This window comes from Rathayibacter sp. RFBD1 (genome assembly GCF_002932915.1).
Taxonomy (GTDB): domain Bacteria; phylum Actinomycetota; class Actinomycetes; order Actinomycetales; family Microbacteriaceae; genus Rathayibacter.
The window spans coordinates 182,326-203,691 of record NZ_PSWQ01000020.1; the positions used below are offsets into that span (position 1 = coordinate 182,326).

The following is a 21,366-nucleotide window of genomic DNA, read 5'->3' on the forward strand; positions in this document are numbered from 1 at the left end:
AGCCCTCCGGAGCGGGGATCCGGGGCCCTTCGCCGTGCGGACGCCTCGCTGCGGTACGATGGATGGTCCCCCTTTTGCACGAGAACACGAGACGAGTCCGTATCCATGGCAAGTGCCACCCGCTCCGACCTGCGCAATGTCGCGATCGTCGCCCACGTCGACCATGGCAAGACCACGCTGGTCGACGCCATGCTCAAGCAGACGAACTCCTTCGACGCGCACGCCCACGTGGACGAGCGCGCGATGGACTCCAACGAGCTCGAGCGCGAGAAGGGCATCACGATCCTCGCGAAGAACACCGCTGTCTCGTACAGCGGCAAGCACGCGAGCGACGGTCCCATCACCATCAACGTCATCGACACCCCGGGCCACGCCGACTTCGGCGGCGAGGTCGAGCGCGGCCTGTCGATGGTCGACGGCGTCTGCCTCCTCGTCGACGCGTCCGAGGGCCCGCTGCCCCAGACCCGCTTCGTGCTGCGCAAGGCGCTCGAGGCGAAGCTCCCCGTCATCCTCCTGGTCAACAAGACCGACCGCCCCGACGCGCGCATCGACGAGGTCGTCGCCGAGAGCCAGGACCTGCTCCTCGGCCTCGCCTCGGACATGGCCGACGACGTGCCGGACCTCGACCTCGACGCGATCCTCGACGTCCCCGTGGTCTACGCCTCCGGCAAGGCCGGCCGCGCCTCGGCGAACAAGCCCGAGGACGGCACGCTGCCGGACGCCGAGGACCTGGAACCGCTGTTCGAGGCGATCCTCAAGCACATCCCCGCGCCGACCTACGACGACGACGCGCCCCTCCAGGCCCACGTCACCAACCTCGACGCGTCGCCGTTCCTCGGCCGCCTCGCCCTCCTCCGCGTCTTCAACGGCACGATCAAGAAGGGGCAGACGGTCGCCTGGGTCCACCACGACGGCACCCACACCAACGCGCGCATCACCGAGCTGCTGATCACCAGGGCGCTCGACCGCTACCCGGCCGAGTCCGCGGGCCCCGGCGACATCGTCGCGATCGCGGGCTTCCCCGAGATCACCATCGGCGAGACCATCGCCGACCCCGAGGACATCCGCCCGCTGCCGGCCATCACGGTCGACGACCCGGCGATCTCGATGACGATCGGCACCAACACCTCGCCGCTCGTCGGCAAGGTGAAGGGCCACAAGCTCACGGCGCGGATGGTCAAGGACCGCCTCGACCGCGAGCTCATCGGAAACGTGTCGCTCAAGATCGTCGACATCGGACGCCCCGACTCCTGGGAGGTCCAGGGCCGCGGCGAGCTCGCGCTGGCCATCCTCGTCGAGCAGATGCGCCGCGAGGGCTACGAGCTGACCGTCGGCAAGCCCCAGGTGGTCACCCGCCAGGTCGACGGCAAGACGCACGAGCCCTTCGAGCACCTGACCATCGACGCTCCGGAGGAGTACCTCGGCGCGATCACGCAGCTCCTCGCCGCCCGCAAGGGCCGCATGGACGGCATGTCGAACCACGGCACCGGCTGGGTCCGCATGGAGTTCATCGTCCCGTCGCGCGGCCTGATCGGCTTCCGCACCGAGTTCCTCACCACCACGCGCGGCACCGGCATCGCGAACGCGATCCTGCACGGCTACGAGCCGTGGGCCGGCGCGATCGTCACCCGCAACAACGGGTCGATCGTCGCGGACCGCAACGGCGTCGTCACCCCGTTCGCCATCATCGCGCTCCAGGAGCGGATGACCTTCTTCGTGAACCCCACCGAGGAGGTCTACGAGGGCATGGTGATCGGCGAGAACTCGCGCAACGACGACATGGACGTCAACATCACCAAGGAGAAGAAGCTGACCAACATGCGTCAGTCCACCTCCGACACCTTCGAGTCGATGACGCCGTCGCGTCAGCTGACGCTCGAGGAGTGCCTCGAGTTCGCCCGCGAGGACGAGTGCGTCGAGGTCACCCCCGAGGTCGTCCGCATCCGCAAGGTGGAGCTCGATGCGAACGCCCGCGCGCGCATGACGAGCCGCCTCAAGAAGCAGGGCTGAGCCCCGGGCGCCTCGGCGCCCGCCCACGACGAGACCGGCCGGAGCGATGCTCCGGCCGGTCTCGTCGTCTCCGCCCGGTGCTGCAGCGTGCAGCGCCGATCCCGTCCCTCGCGGTCCGGATCAGCCCGCCGGACTCGGAGAGGCAGAGGGGGTCGCGGACTCCGCCTCGAGCGTCGAGGTGACGAAGGAGACGAACGCCGCCGCGTCGTCCGGCTTCCCCGTGTACTGCTCGCCGTTCACCAGCACGGTCGGCGTCGACTCGAGCTTCGGAAGGGAGGAGTTCGCGAGGGGGAGCGAGGTGGCCCGCTCGGTCGCGGCCTTCACCCAGGGCCGGAACTCGCCCGCGGTCATGCAGGCGAGGACGTCGTCGTCGGTGACGCCCGCTCCGGTCACCAGCGCCCGCAGAGCGTCGTCGTCGAGGCCGGTCGTCCCCTCCGCCGGCTGCTGCGCGAAGAGCGCCGCGTTCACGGCGAGGAAGCGGTCCGGATCCTCGTCGGCGACGCACGCCGCGGCGTTCGCGGCCCGGCTGGAGTACTCGGAGCCGGCCGAGGAGGAGTCGAGGATCGCCACCGGGTGGATCTCGAGCGTGATCGCCCCCTTCGTCAGCCACGACTGCAACTGCTCGGCGTTCGCCTTCTCGAACTGCCCGCAGTACGGGCAGAGGTAGTCGACGTAGAGGTCGACGGCGACGACTCCGCCCGCCCGCGTGGCGCTCTCGTCGGTCGGGACGGGGGAGGCTCCCGGAGCGAGTGCCGCGGTCGTCGTCGCCGTCACGGCCGAGCCGTCGCCCGCGAGGACGATGCCGTCGCTGAGCATGTTCGCCGGGCCGGCGCTCGCGACCTCCTGCTGGGACCAGACGTTCCAGCAGACCAGGGCCACGACCGCGAGGAGCCCGACGACCGCTCCGCCCTGCCCGAGCAGCCGGTTCCGAAGCCGCCGGCGCCTCTCCGCTTCGCGGCGATCCCGCGCCTGCGCTCGGGCGAGCTCCTGGCGCTCGCGCTTGGTCAGGCCGCTTCTCGCACTGTTCCCGGACATCGCCGACGACGCTACGGGCGCAGGCTTCGGCGCGCCGTGGAGTGCGCCCGCCGGATCCTGGGACGGAGTGCGGGTCCTCTCAGGGATCAGGCGAAGAGGCCGGAGCCGAGGAAGTCGGTCTCGTCGCGGGCACCGGGCGGCACCGCGAACACGGCCGAGCCGACGTGCTTCACGTACTCGTTCAGCGCGTCCGTCGCGAGGTTCCGCTGCACGGTGACGAACTGCTCCGGGGAGCGCTGGAACGAGAGGAAGAACAGCCCTGCGTTCAGGCGTCCGAGCTCGTCGTTGCCGTCGACGAAGTTGTAGCCGCGCCGCAGGAGGCGCACCCCGTTGTTCACGCTCGGGTGCGCGAGACGCACGTGCGACTCCTGATCGATCAGCGGGGCACCTGTGGCGCCGGCCGCTGCGAAGTCGGGCTCGGTGGACTCCGTGCCGCCCGAGAGCGGGGCTCCGGACCCCTTGCTGCGGCCGATGACCCGCTCCTGCTCGCCCAGCTGGCTGCGGTCCCACGTCTCGATGATCATCCGGATCTTCCGCGCGACCAGGTAGCTGCCGCCGACCATCCACGCGGGGCCGTCGGAGGACGGGACCCAGACGTGCTCCTGGACGGCGTCGGCCTCCTCGGACTTCACGTTCGCCGTGCCGTCCTTGAAGCCGAAGAGGTTGCGCGGAGTCGCCTGGGCGGTGGACGTCGAGGAGGTGCGGCCGAAGCCGAGCTGCGACCAGCGGAGCGAGGCCCGGCCGAACGCGATCCGGCTCAGGTTGCGGATGGCGTGCACGGCGACCTGCGGATCGTCGGCGCAGGCCTGGATGCAGAGGTCCCCGCCGCCGGCCGAGGGGATGAGCGCGTCGCCGCGGAAGCGGGGCAGTGCCTGCAGCTGCGGAGGCCGGCGGTCGGCGAGGCCGAAGCGGTCGGCGCCGGACTCGTCCGTGAAGAGGGTGGGTCCGAAGCCGACCGTGACGGTGAGCGACGCGGCGTCGAGCCCGAGCGCCTCCCCGGTGTCATCCGGGGGAGCCGTGTCCGGCCCGTCCACCGCGCCGGTCTCGCCGACCTCGAGGCCCTGGGTCATCCGCGAGGCGGCGAGCGTCCAGTCCTTCAGGAGCTCGACGAGGTCCTCGCGCGTGGTGCCCGCGGCGAGGTCGAACGCGGCGAAGTGCAGCCGGTCCTGCGCGGCGGTGGTGATGCCCGCCTGGTTCGCGCCGAAGAACGGCACGGTGCGCGGGGCGGAGGAGGCCGTCGCGCTCGAGGACGATGTGACGGCCACTGTGCCGCCCACTCCGGCGGCCAGCCCGGCCGTCCCCGCCGAGACGAGGCCGAGCAGCCCGCGCCGCGAGAGGCGGCGGGGTTCGTCGGCGGGCTGCTCGGACTCCGTCGGCCGGGCTCCCTCGTGCTGCTCGGCGTCCACTACGCGGCCGGCTCCTCGACGCCCAGCACCGTGTGGGTCAGCTGCGAGAGCGGCTCGGAGAGAGCGTTGACCGCGTCCGAGAGCTCCTTCTTCTGCTCCGCGGTGACGGTGGAGTACGCGGCGAAGCCGGAGTCGATCGAGCCGTACTGCGCGAGCAGGGCGTCGAGCTCGGAGAACCGCTGCGTGATCCGTCCGGTGAGGTCGGCGCCCTCGTCGCCGCTGGCGGTCGCGATCGGCTCGACGTTGCCGAACGCCACCTCCGCGCCCTGGACGTTCGCGGCGAAGTCGGTGAGGTCGGTGCTCGACCACCAGTCCTCCTCGCCCGTGATCTTGCCGGCCGCGACCTCGTCGAGCAGGCCGATGGCGCCGTTCGAGATGTCGCCCACCGAGACGGTGAAGCCGGGCGCGTTCACGAGGTCGGCCAGGCTCTGCACGTCGTCGACGAGGCCCTGGCCGAACTGCGCGCGCTGCTCGGGGGTGGAGGGCGCCCAGTCGAGGAGCGCGCTCGTGCCGTCGGAGTTGAGCGCACCCTCCGCGGGGGCCCACAGGTCCTTCTCGATGCGGTGGAAGCCGGTCCAGTCCAGGCCCTCGGCGACGGCGTCGACCTCGCGGTAGTCGATGCGCGGGTCGAGGTCGCCGAACGCCTCCGCGGTCGGCTCGATCCGCTCGTAGAAGACGCGGGTCGACGCGAAGAGGCCGCGCGCCTTCTCGTCGTCGCCGGCCTCGTAGGCCTGGGCGAACTCGGCCACCGCGGGGAGCAGCTCGCCCACCTGCGACTTCACGTACGCCACGTAGTTGGTGACCGCCGCCTCCGTCGCCGCCTTCTCGTCCGCCGACTGCGCGGTGGCCTCACCGGTCACGGTGAACTCGCTCAGCCCGACCGGGGCGCCGACCTGCTGGAACTTGCAGGCGGTGTAGTAGGTGCCCGGCTCGAGCTGAGCGACGTAGGAGACGCTCTGGCCCGGGGTCACGTTCTCCTTCTCGCCCACGATCCGCAGCTTGTCCTCGGCCAGGATCTCGAACTCGTTGACGTCCGAGCCGCCGTTGGTCAGTGAGAACGTCACCGCTCCCGCCTCGGCGGTCGCCGTCGACACCTCGCAGGCGTCGTCCCTGATCGCGACGTCGAGCGCGACGGAGGAGGAGGACGCGGGGGTGTTCGGCACGCAGCCCGTGAGGATCAGCGCCAGGGCGCCGGCGCCGGCGAGGCCGAGGGTGACGCGGGGGAGGGTGGGACGAGCGCGCGAGGACATGCTTCTCCTGGATCGGGGCGAGTGCGCCGGCGGTGCCAGAGCGGGTCAGACGGAGGTGGGAGCGGGAGCGGCGACCGGGGCCGCGCTGCCCCGTCGCGGGCCGCGCAGGCGGACCTGGCGGACGAACAGGGCGCCGACGACGACGAGGTAGAGCAGCCAGGCGGCGAACTGCAGAGCGGTCGGCTCGGGCGTGTAGTTGAAGAGGCCGCCGACCACGGCGGTCACGGGCGGCGGGAGGATCGGGCCGAGCGAGAACAGCGGGGTGCCCCAGCCGGGCAGGAGCGACGCCTCCTGCAGGTCGCCGACGCCGTAGGAGAGGACGCCGGCCGCGACGAGGATGAGGAAGCCGCCCGTCCAGGTGAAGAAGCGCCCGAGGTCGATCCGGACGAAGCCCCGGAAGATCAGGTACGCGATGACGACCGAGCTGAGGATGCCCAGCAGCGCGCCGACCGTGCCGACCCACGCACTGGATCCGGACCCCGCACTGCTCGAGGACACGCTCGCCCAGACGAAGAGGGCCGTCTCGATGCCCTCGCGCCCGACGCTGATGAAGCCGAGGACCACGATGCCGAGGGCCGAACCCGCGACGGCGCCGTCGAGCCGGGACTCGAGGTCGCCCTTCATGCTGCGGGCGTTCGCGCCCATCCAGAAGATCATCCAGGTGACCAGCCCGACCGCGAGGATCGAGAGGCCGCCGCCGATGAGCTCCTGGGCCTGGAACGACAGGGTCGAGGGGCCCCAGGTGAGGATCGCACCGGTGACGAGCGAGATCGCGATCGCCGCGGCGATACCGGTCCAGAGCCGCGGCAGCACGTCGCGCCGGCCGAGCTTGGTCAGGTAGGCCACGAGGATCCCGACCACGAGGCCGGCTTCGAGGCCTTCGCGGAGGCCGATGAGGTAGTTTGCGAGCACGCGTGTTCTCTTGGTCGATGGTGGACGAGGAGGGGGCGACTCCCGCCCCGAGTCGATCCGGTCGGCGGGCCTCCGTTGTTCGGTAAGCCTTGCCTAACCCGGGTCGACTGTAGTCCGCTGCCCGGTCGCTGTCCAGAAGCGCCCGCAGCGGAGGCCGCGCAGGACGAGAGGCGGAGAGTGGACGCGGGCCGGGACGCAGCAGCGGAGCGGGTGGTGGCGGTGCACGCCCACCCCGACGACGAGACGATCACCATGGGCGGGACCCTGGCGCGGCTGGTGGCGCAGGGCGCCTCCGTCACCGTCGTCACCGCCACGCGGGGCGAGTGCGGCGAGGTCATCCCCGAGGACCTCGCTCCGCTCGAGGGCTCGGCCGAGCTGGCCGCGCACCGGACGACCGAGCTCGTCGTCGCCCTGACGGCCCTCGGCGTCGCCGACCACCGCTTCCTCGGCGAGGCGGGCGCCCGCGCACCCGGCCTCGCTCCGCGCGTCTACAGGGACTCCGGCATGCAGTGGGGGCCCGGCCGCGTCCCGGTGCCGCTCGAGCCGGTGCATCCCGCGTCCTTCACCGCCGCGCCCGAGGACGAGGAGGTGGCGGATCTCGTCGCCGTCCTCCGGCAGGTCGACGCGGGCGTCGTGCTGTCCTACGACGCGGGCGGCGGCTACGGCCACCCGGACCACGTCCGCACCGCCCGGGTCGCCGAGCGCGCCGCCGAGCTGCTGGGCCTGCGCTTCCTCGCCGTCCTCCCCGACGCGGCCCCGCCCCTCCCCGAGGACGTCGTGATCGAGCTGTCCGCCGAGGACCACGCCCGCAAGCGCGCGGCCCTCGAGGCGCACGCGACGCAGCTGGTGGTCGAGGGCGACGAGGCCCGCCTCTCGAGCGGTCCGCCGTTCCCCATCGGCCGCATCGAGCGCTTCCGCCCGGTCGCGCAGGCGGGCCGTCCGGCGCCGCTGCCGGAGGAGCGTCCGACGCTGGGATCGCGCGTGCTGTCGGGCGTCGCCGGAGTCCTGGTCGGCGCGGTGGTCGGAGCGATCACGACGGTCGCTCACCAGAGCACCGTGTCGGTCGGCGGAGTCGTCCTCCCGGTCGGCCTGGCCGCCTCCCTCGCCGGCGTGCTGCTGCTCCTGCTCGGGCTGCGCCTCGTGCTCATCGACCGGTTCGTCGCGTTCTGCACCGCGATGGGCCTGCTCGGGATGATCGGGCTGCTCGCCCTGCGCAGCACCGGCGGATCCGTCCTCGTCCCGGCGAACGGCCTCGGCGTGGCCTGGACCTTCCTCCCCGCCCTCATCGCCCTCGTCGTGATCGCGTGGCCACGGCTGCGGGCGGCCTCTCCCGCCGCCGCCCCGCGGCCCGCGGACGCCGACGCCCCGTCGGCCCCCGTACGATAGAGACACTGTTCGAAGGGACCTGGAGCACCGTGACCTACGTGATCGCACTTCCGTGCGTCGATGTCAAAGACCGCGCCTGCATCGACGAGTGCCCGGTCGACTGCATCTACGAAGGCGAGCGCTCGCTCTACATCCACCCGGACGAGTGCGTGGACTGCGGTGCCTGCGAGCCGGTCTGCCCCGTCGAGGCGATCTACTACGAGGACGACCTCCCCGAGGAGTGGTCCGACTACTACAAGGCCAACGTCGAGTTCTTCGACGAGATCGGCTCCCCGGGCGGAGCCGCCAAGGTCGGCGTGATCGCGAAGGACCACCCGGTCATCGCGGCGCTGCCTCCGCAGAGCCACTGAGGCCGCTCCCGTGGCCCTCGGCGCGCTGCCCGACTACCCCTGGGACCTGATGGCGCCCTTCGCCCGCACGGCGGCGGAGCACCCCGGCGGGATCGTCGACCTGTCGATCGGCTCGCCGGTGGACCCGACGCCCGCCCCGATCCGCGACGCGCTCGCCCGCGCGACGGACTCGCACGCGTACCCCACGACCGTGGGCACGCCCGCTCTTCGCGAGGCGATCGCCGCCTGGTACGCGCGGCGGCGCGGAGTCGAGGGCCTCGGAGTCGACGAGGTCCTGCCGACGATCGGCTCCAAGGAGCTCGTCGCCTGGCTGCCCTTCCTCCTCGGACTCGGGGAGGGGGACGTGGTCGTGCATCCGCGCGCCGCGTACCCGACGTACGCGATGGGCGCGGCGATCGCCGGGGCCGAGGCGCTCGCCTCCGACGACCCCGCCGAGTGGCCCGCGACGACCCGCCTGGTCTGGCTCAACTCTCCCGGCAATCCCGATGGCGCCGTGCTCGACGTGCCCGCCCTGCAGCGCGCCGTCGCGCGTGCCCGTGAGCTGGGCGCTGTGATCGCGGGGGACGAGTGCTACGCCGAGCTCGGCTGGGACGGCCGCTGGGCCGACGAGCCGATCCCGAGCGTCCTCGACCCGCGCGTGGTGGGGGAGGACCGCACCGGGGTCCTCGGCGTCTACTCGATGAGCAAGCAGTCGAACCTCGCCGGCTACCGCGCCGCCTTCGTCGCCGGGGACGCGGCCCTGATCGCGCGCCTGGTGACCGTCCGCAAGCACGCGGGCATGATCGTGCCCGGTCCGCTGCAGGAGGCGATGATCGTCGCCCTCGCCGACGACGAGCACGTCGCCGCGCAGAAGGAGCGCTACCGCTCCCGCCGCGACCGCCTCCGGCCCGCCCTCGAGTCCGCGGGCTTCCGGATCGACCGCAGCGAGGCCGGCCTCTACCTGTGGGCGACCGAGGGCCGCCCGGCCTGGGAGTCCATCGACCGCCTCGCCCGCCTCGGCGTCCTCGCGGGCCCCGGCGTCTTCTACGGGGAGGGCTTCCCCGAGCACGTGCGCCTCTCGCTGACGGCCTCCGACGAGCGGATCGACGCGGCCGTCGAGCGCCTGTCCGGCGGCCTCTGAAGGGCTCGACCCGGCCGATCCTGGCGGGTTCCGACAAGGCCCCGGCCCCAGCGCTGGGCGATGTCACAGTGCCCCCGCTTTGCCCATAGGCTGTATGTGGTTCGGTCGACGGCGCCTCGCGAGGCCCCGGCTGCACCACGATCCAGACCCGGCGCCGCCCGCTCCGCGCGAGCGCTTCCGGGGTGCGACCGCGACGACCTGGGAGGCGTTGTGACCGAATCCGGCACGCAGAGCGACGGAACCGCGACGGTGGGCTCCACGGAGCCCGCGACCGGGAGCGCCACGACGCCGCCGCCCGCGCCGGCGGAGCAGGAGCTCCCCGAGAAGGTCACGCTCACCTTCGGCGACCGCACCGCGGACTTCCCGGTCCTGCGCAGCGTCGACGGCTCCTCGAGCATCGACTTCTCGACCCTGTCGAAGCAGACCGGCTTCATGTCGCTCGACTACGGCTTCGTGAACACGGCGGCGACCAAGTCGCAGATCACCTACATCGACGGCGACCAGGGGATCCTCCGCTACCGCGGCTACCCGATCGAGGAGGTGGCCACCAACGCGACCTACCTCGAGGTGGCCTGGCTCCTCATCTACGGCGAGCTGCCGACGGCCGACGAGCTCGCGGGCTTCGACGAGCGCATCCGCCGCCACACGCTCCTCCACGAGGACCTCAAGCGCTTCTTCGACGCGCTCCCGCACAGCGCGCACCCCATGTCGGTGCTCTCGGCCGGAGTCTCGGCCCTGTCGACGTACTACGAGGACAGCTCCAACCCGAAGGATCCGGAGGCGGTGGAGCTCACCACGATCCGCCTCCTGGCGAAGCTGCCCGTGATGGCGGCGTACGCCCACAAGAAGGCGATCGGCCAGGCGTTCCTCTACCCGGACAACTCGCTGAGCTTCGTCGACAACTTCCTCCGCCTCAACTTCGGAACGATGGCCGAGCAGTACCAGGTCGACCCGGTGCTCTCGAAGGCGCTCGACCGCCTCCTGATCCTCCACGAGGACCACGAGCAGAACGCGTCGACGTCGACCGTCCGCCTCGTCGGCTCCACCGAGGCGAACCTCTACGCCTCCGTCTCGGCCGGCATCAACGCCCTGTTCGGCCCTCTGCACGGCGGAGCGAACGAGGCGGTGCTCACCATGCTCGGCCGGATCCGCGAGTCGGGCGAGAGCGTGTCGACGTTCGTCGAGCGGGTGAAGAACAAGGAGGAGGGCGTGCGCCTGATGGGCTTCGGCCACCGGGTGTACAAGAACTACGACCCGCGCGCGAAGCTGGTCAAGGAGAGCGCCTCCGAGGTCCTGCAGGCCCTCGGCGTGAAGGACCCGCTGCTCGACATCGCGATGGAGCTCGAGGCCCTCGCTCTCGAGGACGACTACTTCAAGGAGCGGCGCCTCTACCCGAACGTCGACTTCTACACGGGCGTCATCTACAAGGCGATGGGCTTCCCGACCCGGATGTTCACCGTGCTCTTCGCGATCGGCCGCCTGCCCGGCTGGATCGCCCACTGGCGCGAGATGAACACCGACAAGCAGACCAAGATCGGCCGCCCGCAGCAGCTCTACATGGGGTCACCCGAGCGCCACTGGCCGACCGACCGCTGACCGGTCCCCGAGAGCCCGTCCCCGCCGGGGGCGGGCTCTCGCTGTGCAGCGCACCCGCCTCTCGTCAGCCGTCCGAGGCTCGAACCTCTCCTTCGAGGCGGGACGCAGAGCGGCGTGGTCGCCGCGGACTCGATCAGCACGGTTCGTCCCGGGGTGCCGCCTGCTGGGCCCGGCGGCGCCGGACGCCCGTCCTCAGGCGTGCAGGGCGGCGTTCAGCTCGATGCCGGCGCCGGTGCGGGGGAGGACCTCGACAGCTCCGGTGAGTGAGTTGCGGCGGAAGAGCAGGTTCGGCACGCCCGAGAGCTGCACGGCCTTCACGGTCTGCGGGGCGCCGTCGGCGCGCGGCGCTCCGCCGACCACGACGACCTTGGTGCCGGCGGTCACGTAGAGGCCGGCCTCGACGACGGTGTCGTCGCCGAGGGAGATGCCGATGCCCGAGTTCGCACCCAGCAGCGCCCGCGCGCCGATCGAGACGCGCTGCACTCCTCCGCCCGAGAGGGTGCCCATGATGGACGCGCCGCCGCCGATGTCCGAGCCGTCGCCGACCACGACGCCCTGCGAGATGCGCCCCTCGACCATCGAGCTGCCGAGGGTCCCGGCGTTGAAGTTGACGAAGCCCTCGTGCATCACCGTCGTGCCGGGTGCCAGATGCGCCCCGAGGCGGACGCGCGAGGTGTCCGCTATGCGCACCTTCGCGGGGGTGACGTAGTCGGTCAGCCGCGGGAACTTGTCGATGCCGGTGGCCTGGATGCCGTGGCGCCGGAGCGAGGGGCGCAGGCGGGTGAACGACTCCGGCGAGACCGGACCGGCGTTCGTCCACACCACGTTCGGCAGGTGGGCGAAGACGCCGTCGAGGTTCACCTCGTTCGGGCGGACCAGGAGGTGCGAGAGCAGGTGCAGCCGCAGGTAGGCGTCGGACGTGGAGGCGGGCGGCGCCTGCACGTCGATCTGCAGCGTGACCACGTCGATGCGGACCTCGCGGCGCGGATCCTCGCCGGCCTGCTCCTCGAACTCCGCCGGCACGATCCAGGGGTCGCGGCCGGCCGGGATGGTGCCGAGGCGCGGCTCCGGGAACCAGGTGTCGAGGACGGTGCCGTCGGCGGCCACGGTGGCGAGCCCGTATCCCCAGGCGGAGGCGGGCGCGGAGGAGTCTGCGGAGTGCTCGAGGGTCATGCCGATCAGGGTAGCGCGGAGCGTCCGGCCGCTACCCTGGGGCGCATGGCCGATCCGACCACCGCCCCTCCGCTCGATCTGCGCACCGATCCGGTCGCCCTGACGCGGATCCTCTGCGACATCCCGTCCGTCTCGGGCGACGAGCTCGAGATCGCGGACGCGGTGCAGTGGGCGCTCGAGCAGTACGACCACCTCGAGGTCATCCGCGACGGCCACACCGTCGTGGCGCGGACGAACCTCGGCCTCGCCCAGCGCGTCGTGATCGCCGGGCACCTCGACACGGTGCCGGTCAACGGCAACCTGCCCGTCGTCGCCGAGACGATCGACGGCGTCGAGCACCTGGTCGGCCGCGGGACCGTCGACATGAAGGCCGGAGTGGCGGTGCAGCTCGTCCTCGCCGCCGAGCTCTCCGATCCGGCCGTCGACATCACCTGGATGTGGTACGACAACGAGGAGGTCGCAGCGGACCTCAACGGCCTCGGCCGTCTCTCCCGGCACCGCCCCGACCTCTTCTCCGCCGACTTCGCCGTGCTCGGCGAGCCGACGAGCGGAGCAGTGGAGGGCGGCTGCAACGGGACGCTCCGGGTCGACGTGGTCACCCGCGGCGTCCGCGCCCACTCCGCCCGCAGCTGGGTCGGCGAGAACGCGATCCACGCGGCGGCGCCGATCCTCGACCGCCTCGCCGCCTACGTACCGCGCGAGGTCGAGGTCGAGGGCCTCGTGTACCGCGAGGGCGTCAACGCCGTGCGCGTCACCGGCGGGGTCGCGGGCAACGTGATCCCGGACCTCTGCACGGTGCAGGTCAACTACCGCTTCGCCCCCGACCGGTCCGGGGAGGAGGCGCTCGCTCACCTCGAGGAGCTCTTCGAGGGGTTCGAGGTGACGGTGGACGATCTGGCCGAGGGCGCCCGCCCGGGGCTGGACGCACCTCTGGCCCAGGCCTTCCTCTCCGCCGTCGGAGCCGAGGCGAAGCCCAAGTACGGCTGGACCGACGTCGCGCGGTTCTCCGCCATGGGCATCCCGGCTGTCAACTACGGACCGGGCGACCCGCTCCGGGCCCACGCCGACGACGAGCGCGTGGCGGTGCACGAGATCACCGAGTGCACCGAGGGCCTCCGCCGCTGGCTGACCGCGTCCTCGTGAGCGCGAGCGCCACGGCCGTCCCCGTCCGCCTCCGCCTGCGCCTGGTCCCGTGGTGGGCGCGGGTCCTCCTGGTGTACATCGCGACCCGCGTGGTCACGACGGTGATCCTGCTGCAGTTCGCCGCGCACCAGCTCGCGAACCCGTGGACCGGACCCTCCCCGTCCTACTCGGCCTTCGCATCGATGTGGGACGGCCGCTGGTACGAGATCATCGCGGCCACCGGGTACCCCGGCTTCCTGCCGATCACGCAGGACGGCCACGTGGGGGAGAACGCCTGGGCCTTCATGCCGCTCTACCCGGGCGTCGTGAAGGCGCTGATGGCGGTCACCGGCCTCACCTGGGCTCCGGCCGCCGTGACCGTCTCCGTCCTGTGCGGAGCCGGAGCCTGCCTCGTCCTGTACCGCCTCTTCCGGCACTCCCTCGGCGAGTCGCAGTCGCTGACGGCGGTGCTGCTGTTCTGCGTGGCGCCGACCTCGCCGCTGATGCAGCTCGCCTACGCGGAGTCGATGGCGATGCTCCTGACCGCGGTCACGCTCCTCCTCCTGGTGCGGCGGCGCTGGCTCGCGGTCGTGCCCGTCGTGCTGCTGCTGGGCCTGACCCGGCCGAGCGGGCTCGCCTTCGCCGCCGCGCTCGGCCTGTACGTCGTCTACCGGTTCGTCCGGCGCCGCACGGAGCCGTTCCCGCGGTCGGAGTGGCTGCCGGCTGTGGGCCTGACGGCGTGGGGGCTCGTGGTCGGCTTCCTCTGGCCCGCCGTGGCGTGGGCCGTCACCGGGTCGATGACCGCGTACACCGATACCGAGCTGGCGTGGCGTGCGGTCTACATCGGCTACCAGGAGCTGCTCCCGCTGACCCCGTGGTTCCAGGGCGGCGCCTGGTGGGGCTCGTGGTGGTTCGGTGCTCCGGCCGTCGGCGTCGTGCTGGTGGTGCTCCTGCTGGCGGCGTTCGTCGGGATCCTCGCCGCACCGTGGACACGGCGGCTCGATCTCTTCAGCCGGGCCTGGGTCGCCGGGTACGGCGTCTACCTGCTGGCGTTCTTCTTCCCGCAGTCGAGCACCTTCCGGCTGCTGGGCCCGATGTTCCCGCTCGTCGGAGCGCTGGCGGTGCCGCGCTCGCCGGTCTTCCGCGTCGCGCTGGTCCTGCTCGGGATCGGCGGCCAGATCGTCTGGATCTCGATCTGCTGGGCCGTCGCCGGATCGGACTGGACTCCGCCGTGATCGTGCCGCGCGCCCGCCCGGCGCGGTGCTCCTCCGGGGACTCCCGACTCCCGCACGGGTATGCTCGTCGGAATGTCTCCCCTCACGCCAGCCGGTGAGCCGCGACACGCGTCGCCCCTCCTCCGGCCGACCCGCCGGCGAGCCGCGGCGACACCCGCCCGCTCCCCGCTGACGACCGCCTCCTCGACGGACCGCGGGCCGCTCGCGTGAGCGCCACCGCGATCGCGCCGGAGACGGAGGACGCCTCCCCGTCCCGCTCCCGCTGGGGTCTGCTCCGGAGGATCCCGTGGTGGATCCAGGTGCTCCTGGTCTTCGCCGTGTCCCGGGTCGTCACGACCGTGATCATGCTCCGCGTCGGCGCCGTGCGTCAGGGCGTCGAGTGGACGGGACTCCGCGACACCTACGTCCGGTTCGCGACGACGTGGGACGGCGGCTGGTACGAGCGGATCGGGATGACGGGGTACCCGTCGGTCCTGCCGCTCTCGCCGTCCGGAGCCGTGGAGCAGAACCCCTGGGCGTTCATGCCCGTCTACCCGTTCACCGTCCGCGGCCTGATGAACATCACCGGGCTCGACTGGGCGAACGCGGCGGTGCTCGTCGCCCTGGTCTGCAGTGCAGCGGCGTGCCTGGTGATCTACCGGCTGTTCCGCGTCTCGCTCAGCGAGGGCCAGGCGCTGATGGGGATCGTCTTCTTCTGCGTCGCTCCGACGTCCCCGATCCTGCAGATCGGCTACGCGGAGTCCGGCGGCATCCTCCTGACGGCCGTGCTGCTCCTCCTGCTGGTTCGCCGCAAGTGGATCTGGACGTTCCCCGTCGTGCTTATCGTGGGGCTCCTGCGCCCGAGCGGCCTCGCGATCGCGGCGATGACGGGCCTCTACTTCCTCTACCGCGTCTGGCGCCACGTGCGCGGCACCGAGCCGTTCGCCCGCCGGGAGTTCGCCTTCACGGTCTCCCTCACGGTCTGGTCCCTCGCGGTGGGCTTCGCCTGGCTGCTCATCGCCTGGGCCGTGACCGGCTCCTTCACCGCTTACACCGACACCGAGCTCGCCTGGCGCAGCGTCTTCATCGGCGAGGGCGAGCTCATCCCCTTCACCTCCTGGTTCGCCGGTGGGGGCTGGTGGGGAGGCCTCTGGTTCGGCTCGCCGATCACGGGCATGGGCATCACCGTCGTGGTGGTGCTCGGATTCCTGGCGATCCTGTTCTCGCGGGCCACGCGCAGCCTCGACGTCTTCTCGCGGCTCTGGGTCGGCGGCTACGCGATCTACCTCTTCGCGTTCTTCTACCCGCAGTCGAGCACGTTCCGCATCCTGATGCCGATGTTCCCGCTGGCCGGGGCGCTCGCGGTGCCGCGGTCGACCCTCCTGAGGGTGTTCGTGGTGGCCGCATCGATCGTCGGGCAGATCGTCTGGGTGCTGCTGTGCTGGGTGTTCACCCCCGGCGACTGGTCCCCGCCGTGATCGGCTGACGCCCGACTTCCGGGCGCGGTTCGGAACACCTCCGCGGATGCACGATAATAGGGGGATACGTCACGAAAGGGGAACTCTATGGCGGCCATGAAGCCGAGGACCGGAGACGGACCGATGGAGGCTGTTAAGGAGGGCCGACTCATCGTCGTGCGCGTTCCGCTCGAAGGAGGCGGACGCCTCGTCGTCTCGGTCAACGATGCAGAGGCGAAAGAGCTGCACGACGCGCTCGCGTCGGTGGTGTCTCCCGCCTGATCCGCACCGTCGTGAACGCCCGTCGCACACCGTGCGGCGGGCGTTCCGTCTGTCCCCGGTCGGCCGCGCTCGTCAGGCGCGGCGCTTGTTGGCCTGCAGCAGGCCGTCGCCGATCGGCGAGAGCACGCTGACCACGGCGGGGGAGGCGCAGACCTCGGCCACCAGCGTGCGGAACGCCGTCGCGATCTCGTCGCGCTGCGCGGGGTTGGCCACGCGTCCGCGCCAGAGCGCGTGGGGGACGAGGACCGTCCCGCCCGGACGGACGAGCCGCAGCGCGTGCTCGACGTTCTCGATGACCTGCAGCGGATCGCCGTCGACGAAGACGATGTCGTAGGAGTTCTCGTTCATGCGGGGCAGCACCTCGAGGGCGCGGCCCGGGATGAGCCGGAGCCGGTTGGGCGAGATGCCCGCCTCGTGGAACTGGGCGCGCGCGTGCTGCTGGTGCACCGCCTCGGAGTCGATCGAGGTGAGCATGGCCTCGGGGGCGCCGTCGAGCAGCCACAGGCCGCTCACTCCGGTGCCGGTGCCGATCTCGATGATGGAGGTCGCGCGCGCCGCGGCGGCGACCAGCGCGGCCTGCGCGCCGATCGAGGGGGAGACGGCGTCGATGCCCAGCTCGACCGAGAGCCGGCGGGCCGAGGCGATGGCCTCCGACTCGACGACCGCGTCCTCGGCGTACTTCCAGTTGGCATCCTTGTCGGACACGGGGGCGCTCCTCTGATCGGTGCACCGGGCGGATCGCGCCCGGGCATCGTCAGGGTACGGTGGCGCGCGGGCTCCGCGAGGGAGGCGCGGCGGGTTAGTGTTGTCCTCGTGTTCGGTCTGACGTTCGACAAGCTCCTCATCATCGGGGTCATCGCCGTCTTCGTGCTGGGTCCCGACCGCCTCCCGCACTACGCCGCCCAGCTCGGGCAGCTCGTGCGCAAGGTGCGCGGATTCGCCACGCAGGCCCGGGAGCGCGTCAAGGACGAGATGGGCGACGAGTTCAACGACGTCGACTGGAAGAAGCTCGACCCGCGCCAGTACGATCCCCGCCGCATCATCCGCGACGCCCTGCTCGAGGACGACCCGGTCCCCACCGTGAAGCCGCCCACCGCTGTCGCCGCTCCGGTCGTGCCGGGCGGCACCGGCTCCGCGCAGGACAGCTACTACACGACGATGCAGCGCTCCGTCTCCTCCGGCACGCTCTCGAGCGTCGCGCCGCCGCCGATCGACTCCGAGGCCACCTGAGCCCTGCTCCACGAGTAGCCCCGGGCGGGCCCCTCGACCGACGCCGCCCGCACGAAGCCGCGCGGAGGCGTCAGCCGACGGCAAGCGGAAGCCGACGGCCGGTCAGTCCCCGCGGCCGCGCGGCGAGCGTCGCCGCCAGGGCGTCGATCGCCCGGGCAGCAGGATCCTCCGGATCGCCGACGACGACGGGCACGCCCTCGTCGCCCCCCGCCCGCAGCGCGACGGAGATCGGCAGCGACGCGAGCAGCGGCACCTCGTCGCCCGTCGCGGTGAGCCGACGCGCGACCTCGGCCCCGCCTCCGCTGCCGAAGAGCTCCAGCACCGAGCCGTCGGGCTGCGGGAGTCCGGACATGTTCTCGACCACTCCGACGATGCGCTGACCCGACTGGCGGGCGAGCGCGCCGCTGCGCTCGGCCACGTCGGCGGCCGCCGGCTGCGGCGTGGTGACGATGAGGACCTCCGCATGGGGGAGCAGCTGCCCGATGGAGATCGCCACATCCCCCGTGCCGGGAGGCAGGTCGAGCAGGAGCACGTCGAGGTCGCCGAAGTACACGTCGGTGAGGAACTGGGAGATCGTGCGGTGCAGCATGGGCCCGCGCCAGGAGACGGCCGCCCCGCGGGTGTCGCCCTCGAGGAACATCCCGATCGAGATGACCTTCACCCCGTGCGCCACCGGCGGCAGCATCAGCTCGCCGACGCGGGTGGGCCCCGCGACGCGCCCGTCGTGCATCAAGCCGAGCAGGCCGGGGATGGAGAAGCCGTGCACGTCGGCGTCCACGAGGCCGACCGCGAGACCCCGCTGAGCGAGGGCGACCGCGAGGTTGGCGGTGACGGTCGACTTGCCGACGCCGCCCTTGCCGCTGGTGACCGCGTACACGCGGGTGAGCGAGTCCGGGCCGAAGGGCATGCTCCGGCGGCCGCCCTGGAGGCGCTCGGTGAGGGCGGTGCGCTGCGCCGGCGTCATGACTCCGACCACGACGTCGACCGCCGTGACTCCGGGAGCCGAGGCCGCGGCCTCGCGTACGTCGCGCTCGATCGCGGAGGCGGCCGGGCAGCCGACGATGGTCAGCCGGATCGCGACGCGGACGGCTCCGTCGGCGGCCGCCTCGACCGACTCGAGCATGTCGAGATCGGTGATGGGCTTCCGGATCTCCGGATCGACGACGCGGGCCAGCGCCGTCCTGACGGCGGTCTCGATGGCGGCGACGTCAGGCATCGCGCCGCTCGGGCTCCTGCGCCCGATCCTTCTCGAGCTCCTCGAGCAGGCCGCGCAGCTCCGAGCGGATGAAGTCCTTGCTCGCCATGTCGCGGATCGCCAGGCGCAGGGCCACGACCTCGCGCGCGAGGTACTCGGTGTCCGCGAGGTTGCGCTCGGCCCGCTGCCGGTCCTGCTCGATCTGCACGCGGTCGCGGTCGTCCTGTCGGTTCTGCGCGAGCAGCAGCAGCGGCGCGGCGTAGGAGGCCTGCAGCGAGAGGATCAGCGTCAGCACCGTGAAGCCGAGGGCCTGAGAGTCGAAGCGAGCGTCCGCGGGCCCGTAGGTGTTGAACATCAGCCAGAAGACGCAGAAGATCGTCATCCCGACCAGGAACCACGGCGTGCCCATGCCGCGGGCGAACGACTCGGTCAGGCGGCCGAAGCGGTCACTGCTCGGGCGGTTCCGCCGGGAGAGGACGCGGGTGCGCAAGCCCTTCGGAGCGTCCAGGCGCCGGTCCTGCTTGGTGTCCCTAGCCACGCGCGCCCCTCCGTCCCCGTCGTGTCCTGCCTGTCGCCGCGGGTGCCGGCGGCACGAGCGGGACGCCCTGCGTCGCCGTCGTCACCGGCTTCCTCGGTTCGTCGTCGTCGCCGTGGCTGCGCCAGTCGTCGGGGAGGAGGTAGTCGAGGACGTCGTCGATGGTCACGACGCCGACGAGGCGGTGGGACGCGTCGACGACGGGCACCGAGACGAGGTTGTAGCTGGCCAGGATCCGGGCGACCTCGGCCGCCGAGGTCTCGGGCGTGATCGGGTCCATGCTCTGGTCGAGCAGGGTGCCGAGGCGCTCGTGCGGCGGGTAGCGGAGCATCCGCTGGAAGTGCACCATGCCGAGGAAGCGGCCGGTCGGCGGCTCGTAGGGCGGCAGCGTGACGCAGACGGCGGCGCCGAGGGCCGGGGCGAGCTCGTGGCGGCGGATGAGAGCGAGGCCCTCGGCGACGGTCGCCTCGGAGGAGACGATGATCGGCTCCGTGGTCATCAGACCGCCGGCGGACTCCGGAGCGTAGGTGAGGAGCATGCGGACGTCGTCCGCCTCCTCGGGCTCCATCAGCTCCAGGAGCGCCTCGCCGCGCTCCTCCGAGAGCTGGGCGATCAGGTCGGCCGCGTCGTCCGGCTGCATCTGGTCGAGGACGTCGGCGGCGCGGTCGTCGTCGAGCCGGCCGAGGATCTCGACCTGCTCGCTCTCGGGCATCTCCTCGAGCACGTCCGCGAGGCGGTCGTCCGAGAGCTCGCCGGCGACCTCGAGCATCCGCTGCTGCGGCAGGTCGAGGAGCGTGCTGGCGAGGTCGGCGGGCTTGAGCTCGGAGAGGCTGGCGACGTACTGCTCGGCGGACTGCGCCTCGGTCGAGACGCTCTCGCGGACCTCGCGCCAGCCGGCGAAGGCGGTCGCGCCCTTGGCGAAGGGGGAGGGGCTGGTCTTGGGCCGGCGGACGAAGAGCTGCGCGAGCTCCCACTCGCCGGGAGCGGCCTCCTCGATCGCGACGTCCTCGACGACCGCGTCACCGGAGCCGTCCACGAAGCTCACCCGGCGGCCGAGGAGCTCGGCGATGACGCGGACCTCGCCGCCCCGCTGCTCGAAGCGGCGCACGTTGATGAGCCCGGTGGTGATGATCTGGCCGCTGCCGATGCTGGTGACCCGGCCGATCGACACGAAGACGCGACGGCGCCCGGGGATCTCGACCACCAGGCCGACCACCCGCGGGGCATCGTTCTGCCGGTAGACCAGGAGCACGTCGCGGACCTTGCCGACGCGATCGCCGGCCGGGTCGAAGACACTGCATCCGGCCAAGCGCGCGACGAAGACTCTGGCGGAACTCACGGCTACAAACCTAGTCCCGTGCAGCCGGGCGGACGCCGAGCGTTCCCGGCTCGCCCTCGGCCGGTTCTCCGAATCCGTTCAGAGACCTTCAAGTGGCCTGTGCGATTCTGTCCGGGTGACTCAGCAGACGCCGTTCAGCGGCCGAGGGCCGGCCTTCCCCACGATCCCGCGCGGGGAGATCCTCGCCACGTTCGACACGTACCAGGAGGCGCAGGCCGCCGTCGACGTGCTCGCCCGCGCCGACTTCCCGGTGCGCCAGCTCGCCATCATCGGCAACGAGCTCAAGAGCGTCGAGCGGGTGACCGGCAAGCTGACCTGGGGCCGCGTCGCCCTCGCCGGAGCGGCCTCCGGCGCCTGGCTCGGCGTCTTCCTGGGCCTCCTGCTCATCATCTTCTCGCCGACGACGGAGCTCTCCTTCCTCATCGCGGCGGTCCTCCTCGGCGCCGGCTTCGGGATGCTCTTCGGGCTCGCCTCCTACGCCGTGAACCGCCGCCGTCGCGACTTCACCTCGACCATGCAGGTGATCGCGACCAGCTACTCCGTGCTCGTGGACCCCGAGGTGGTCAACCGCGCGCGCAACCTGCTCGACGGCGGCACCTCCCCGGCGGAGGCGCCGCAGACGACCTGGGCTCCGCCGCCCGCCGCGGTCGGCGACCCGCAGCCGCAGCCCGTCCGCCCCGAGGACGACCCGCGCTGACGATCCTCCACGAAGGCCCCCGGTCCGCCGGGGGCCTTCGTCGTTCCCGGGGCGGGG

20 protein-coding genes are annotated in these 21,366 nt (G+C 72.1%); 11 read left to right on the forward strand and 9 right to left on the reverse strand.

Annotation, left to right across the window (positions count from 1 at the left end; translation table 11 throughout):
- Positions 1 to 105 precede the first annotated feature (105 nt).
- On the forward strand, positions 106 to 2,010 hold the full coding sequence (gene typA / locus C5D50_RS10000; protein WP_104225544.1) for a translational GTPase TypA: 1,905 nt from the start codon (positions 106 to 108) through the stop codon (positions 2,008 to 2,010).
- Between the two features lie 120 nt (positions 2,011 to 2,130).
- Here the strand turns inward: typA and C5D50_RS10005 are convergent, their stop codons facing one another.
- From C5D50_RS10005 to efeU, 4 genes are all read right to left on the reverse strand, one after another.
- Positions 2,131 to 3,045, reverse strand: coding sequence for a thioredoxin domain-containing protein (locus C5D50_RS10005; RefSeq protein ID WP_104283410.1), 915 nt, complete (start codon positions 3,043 to 3,045; stop codon positions 2,131 to 2,133).
- Positions 3,046 to 3,131: 86 nt separating this feature from the next.
- On the reverse strand, positions 3,132 to 4,451 hold the full coding sequence (gene efeB / locus C5D50_RS10010) for an iron uptake transporter deferrochelatase/peroxidase subunit (RefSeq protein ID WP_104283411.1): 1,320 nt from the start codon (positions 4,449 to 4,451) through the stop codon (positions 3,132 to 3,134).
- Positions 4,451 to 5,701: an iron uptake system protein EfeO gene (efeO, locus tag C5D50_RS10015; RefSeq protein ID WP_104283412.1), complete on the reverse strand. Its 1,251-nt coding sequence runs from the start codon at positions 5,699 to 5,701 to the stop codon at positions 4,451 to 4,453. Before efeO ends, efeB begins: the two co-directional genes overlap by 1 nt.
- Positions 5,702 to 5,746: 45 nt before the next feature.
- Complete coding sequence (gene efeU, locus C5D50_RS10020; RefSeq protein WP_104222982.1) at positions 5,747 to 6,613, reverse strand: iron uptake transporter permease EfeU; 867 nt, start codon at positions 6,611 to 6,613, stop codon at positions 5,747 to 5,749.
- 177 nt (positions 6,614 to 6,790) lie between these two features.
- Here efeU and C5D50_RS10025 point away from each other — a divergent pair, with 177 nt between their 5' ends.
- The 4 genes from C5D50_RS10025 (at position 6,791) to C5D50_RS10040 (ending at position 11,065) form a co-directional block, all read left to right on the forward strand.
- Positions 6,791 to 7,999: a PIG-L family deacetylase gene (locus C5D50_RS10025; protein WP_146087928.1), complete on the forward strand. Its 1,209-nt coding sequence runs from the start codon at positions 6,791 to 6,793 to the stop codon at positions 7,997 to 7,999.
- A gap of 29 nt (positions 8,000 to 8,028) precedes the next feature.
- Positions 8,029 to 8,349: a ferredoxin gene (gene fdxA / locus C5D50_RS10030; protein WP_104222984.1), complete on the forward strand. Its 321-nt coding sequence runs from the start codon at positions 8,029 to 8,031 to the stop codon at positions 8,347 to 8,349.
- Between the two features lie 10 nt (positions 8,350 to 8,359).
- The gene (dapC, locus tag C5D50_RS10035; RefSeq protein ID WP_104283414.1) at positions 8,360 to 9,469 is read left to right on the forward strand and encodes a succinyldiaminopimelate transaminase; all 1,110 of its coding nucleotides are present in this window, start codon (positions 8,360 to 8,362) and stop codon (positions 9,467 to 9,469) included.
- 210 nt (positions 9,470 to 9,679) lie between these two features.
- Positions 9,680 to 11,065: a citrate synthase gene (locus C5D50_RS10040; RefSeq protein WP_258059270.1), complete on the forward strand. Its 1,386-nt coding sequence runs from the start codon at positions 9,680 to 9,682 to the stop codon at positions 11,063 to 11,065.
- A 192-nt stretch (positions 11,066 to 11,257) separates the two neighbouring features.
- Here C5D50_RS10040 and dapD read toward each other — a convergent pair whose 3' ends face one another.
- Complete coding sequence (gene dapD / locus C5D50_RS10045) at positions 11,258 to 12,238, reverse strand: 2,3,4,5-tetrahydropyridine-2,6-dicarboxylate N-succinyltransferase (protein ID WP_104232738.1); 981 nt, start codon at positions 12,236 to 12,238, stop codon at positions 11,258 to 11,260.
- Positions 12,239 to 12,283: 45 nt separating this feature from the next.
- Between dapD and dapE the strand changes: the two genes are divergently transcribed.
- The 4 genes from dapE (at position 12,284) to C5D50_RS10065 (ending at position 16,313) form a co-directional block, all read left to right on the forward strand.
- Positions 12,284 to 13,381, forward strand: a complete 1,098-nt coding sequence (dapE, locus tag C5D50_RS10050; protein ID WP_104249555.1) for a succinyl-diaminopimelate desuccinylase — start codon at positions 12,284 to 12,286, stop codon at positions 13,379 to 13,381.
- Entirely contained in the window at positions 13,378 to 14,595 is a 1,218-nt protein-coding gene (locus C5D50_RS10055; RefSeq protein ID WP_244229451.1) for a hypothetical protein, read from the forward strand. The genes dapE and C5D50_RS10055 overlap by 4 nt, the downstream gene beginning before the upstream one ends.
- A gap of 206 nt (positions 14,596 to 14,801) precedes the next feature.
- Entirely contained in the window at positions 14,802 to 16,052 is a 1,251-nt protein-coding gene (locus tag C5D50_RS10060; protein WP_104283415.1) for a hypothetical protein, read from the forward strand.
- An 87-nt stretch (positions 16,053 to 16,139) separates the two neighbouring features.
- On the forward strand, positions 16,140 to 16,313 hold the full coding sequence (locus C5D50_RS10065; RefSeq protein ID WP_068208299.1) for a DUF3117 domain-containing protein: 174 nt from the start codon (positions 16,140 to 16,142) through the stop codon (positions 16,311 to 16,313).
- Positions 16,314 to 16,385: 72 nt separating this feature from the next.
- On the opposite strand, the gene C5D50_RS10070 is transcribed toward C5D50_RS10065, so the two are convergent.
- The gene (locus C5D50_RS10070) at positions 16,386 to 17,018 is read right to left on the reverse strand and encodes an O-methyltransferase (protein WP_104222989.1); all 633 of its coding nucleotides are present in this window, start codon (positions 17,016 to 17,018) and stop codon (positions 16,386 to 16,388) included.
- Positions 17,019 to 17,126: 108 nt separating this feature from the next.
- Between C5D50_RS10070 and C5D50_RS16365 the strand changes: the two genes are divergently transcribed.
- Positions 17,127 to 17,543, forward strand: a complete 417-nt coding sequence (locus C5D50_RS16365; protein ID WP_146079582.1) for a twin-arginine translocase TatA/TatE family subunit — start codon at positions 17,127 to 17,129, stop codon at positions 17,541 to 17,543.
- Between the two features lie 70 nt (positions 17,544 to 17,613).
- Here the strand turns inward: C5D50_RS16365 and C5D50_RS10080 are convergent, their stop codons facing one another.
- From C5D50_RS10080 to C5D50_RS10090, 3 genes are read right to left on the reverse strand one after another with little or no spacing between them, the layout of a single operon-like run.
- The gene (locus C5D50_RS10080; protein WP_104283416.1) at positions 17,614 to 18,759 is read right to left on the reverse strand and encodes an Mrp/NBP35 family ATP-binding protein; all 1,146 of its coding nucleotides are present in this window, start codon (positions 18,757 to 18,759) and stop codon (positions 17,614 to 17,616) included.
- Complete coding sequence (locus tag C5D50_RS10085) at positions 18,752 to 19,276, reverse strand: DUF1003 domain-containing protein (protein ID WP_104222991.1); 525 nt, start codon at positions 19,274 to 19,276, stop codon at positions 18,752 to 18,754. The genes C5D50_RS10080 and C5D50_RS10085 overlap by 8 nt, the downstream gene beginning before the upstream one ends.
- Complete coding sequence (locus tag C5D50_RS10090) at positions 19,269 to 20,612, reverse strand: magnesium transporter MgtE N-terminal domain-containing protein (protein WP_104225554.1); 1,344 nt, start codon at positions 20,610 to 20,612, stop codon at positions 19,269 to 19,271. Before C5D50_RS10090 ends, C5D50_RS10085 begins: the two co-directional genes overlap by 8 nt.
- 115 nt (positions 20,613 to 20,727) lie before the next feature.
- On the opposite strand from C5D50_RS10090, the gene C5D50_RS10095 reads away from it, so the two are divergent.
- Positions 20,728 to 21,309 carry a general stress protein gene (locus tag C5D50_RS10095; RefSeq protein WP_258063841.1) on the forward strand — a complete coding sequence of 194 codons (582 nt, stop codon included), beginning with the start codon at positions 20,728 to 20,730 and terminating at the stop codon, positions 21,307 to 21,309.
- The last annotated feature ends 57 nt before the right edge of the window (positions 21,310 to 21,366 follow it).

Bases quoted from the DNA above. Each gene is read 5' to 3' on its own strand.
- dapE (WP_104249555.1), top strand. From the start codon at position 12,284: ATGGCCGATCCGACCACCGCCCCTCCGCTCGATCTGCGCACCGATCCG.
- C5D50_RS10005 (WP_104283410.1), bottom strand. From the start codon at position 3,045: ATGTCCGGGAACAGTGCGAGAAGCGGCCTGACCAAGCGCGAGCGCCAG.
- C5D50_RS10080 (WP_104283416.1), bottom strand. From the start codon at position 18,759: ATGCCTGACGTCGCCGCCATCGAGACCGCCGTCAGGACGGCGCTGGCC.
- dapD (WP_104232738.1), bottom strand. From the start codon at position 12,238: ATGACCCTCGAGCACTCCGCAGACTCCTCCGCGCCCGCCTCCGCCTGG.
- efeO (WP_104283412.1), bottom strand. From the start codon at position 5,701: ATGTCCTCGCGCGCTCGTCCCACCCTCCCCCGCGTCACCCTCGGCCTC.
- C5D50_RS10065 (WP_068208299.1), top strand. From the start codon at position 16,140: ATGGCGGCCATGAAGCCGAGGACCGGAGACGGACCGATGGAGGCTGTT.
- typA (WP_104225544.1), top strand. From the start codon at position 106: ATGGCAAGTGCCACCCGCTCCGACCTGCGCAATGTCGCGATCGTCGCC.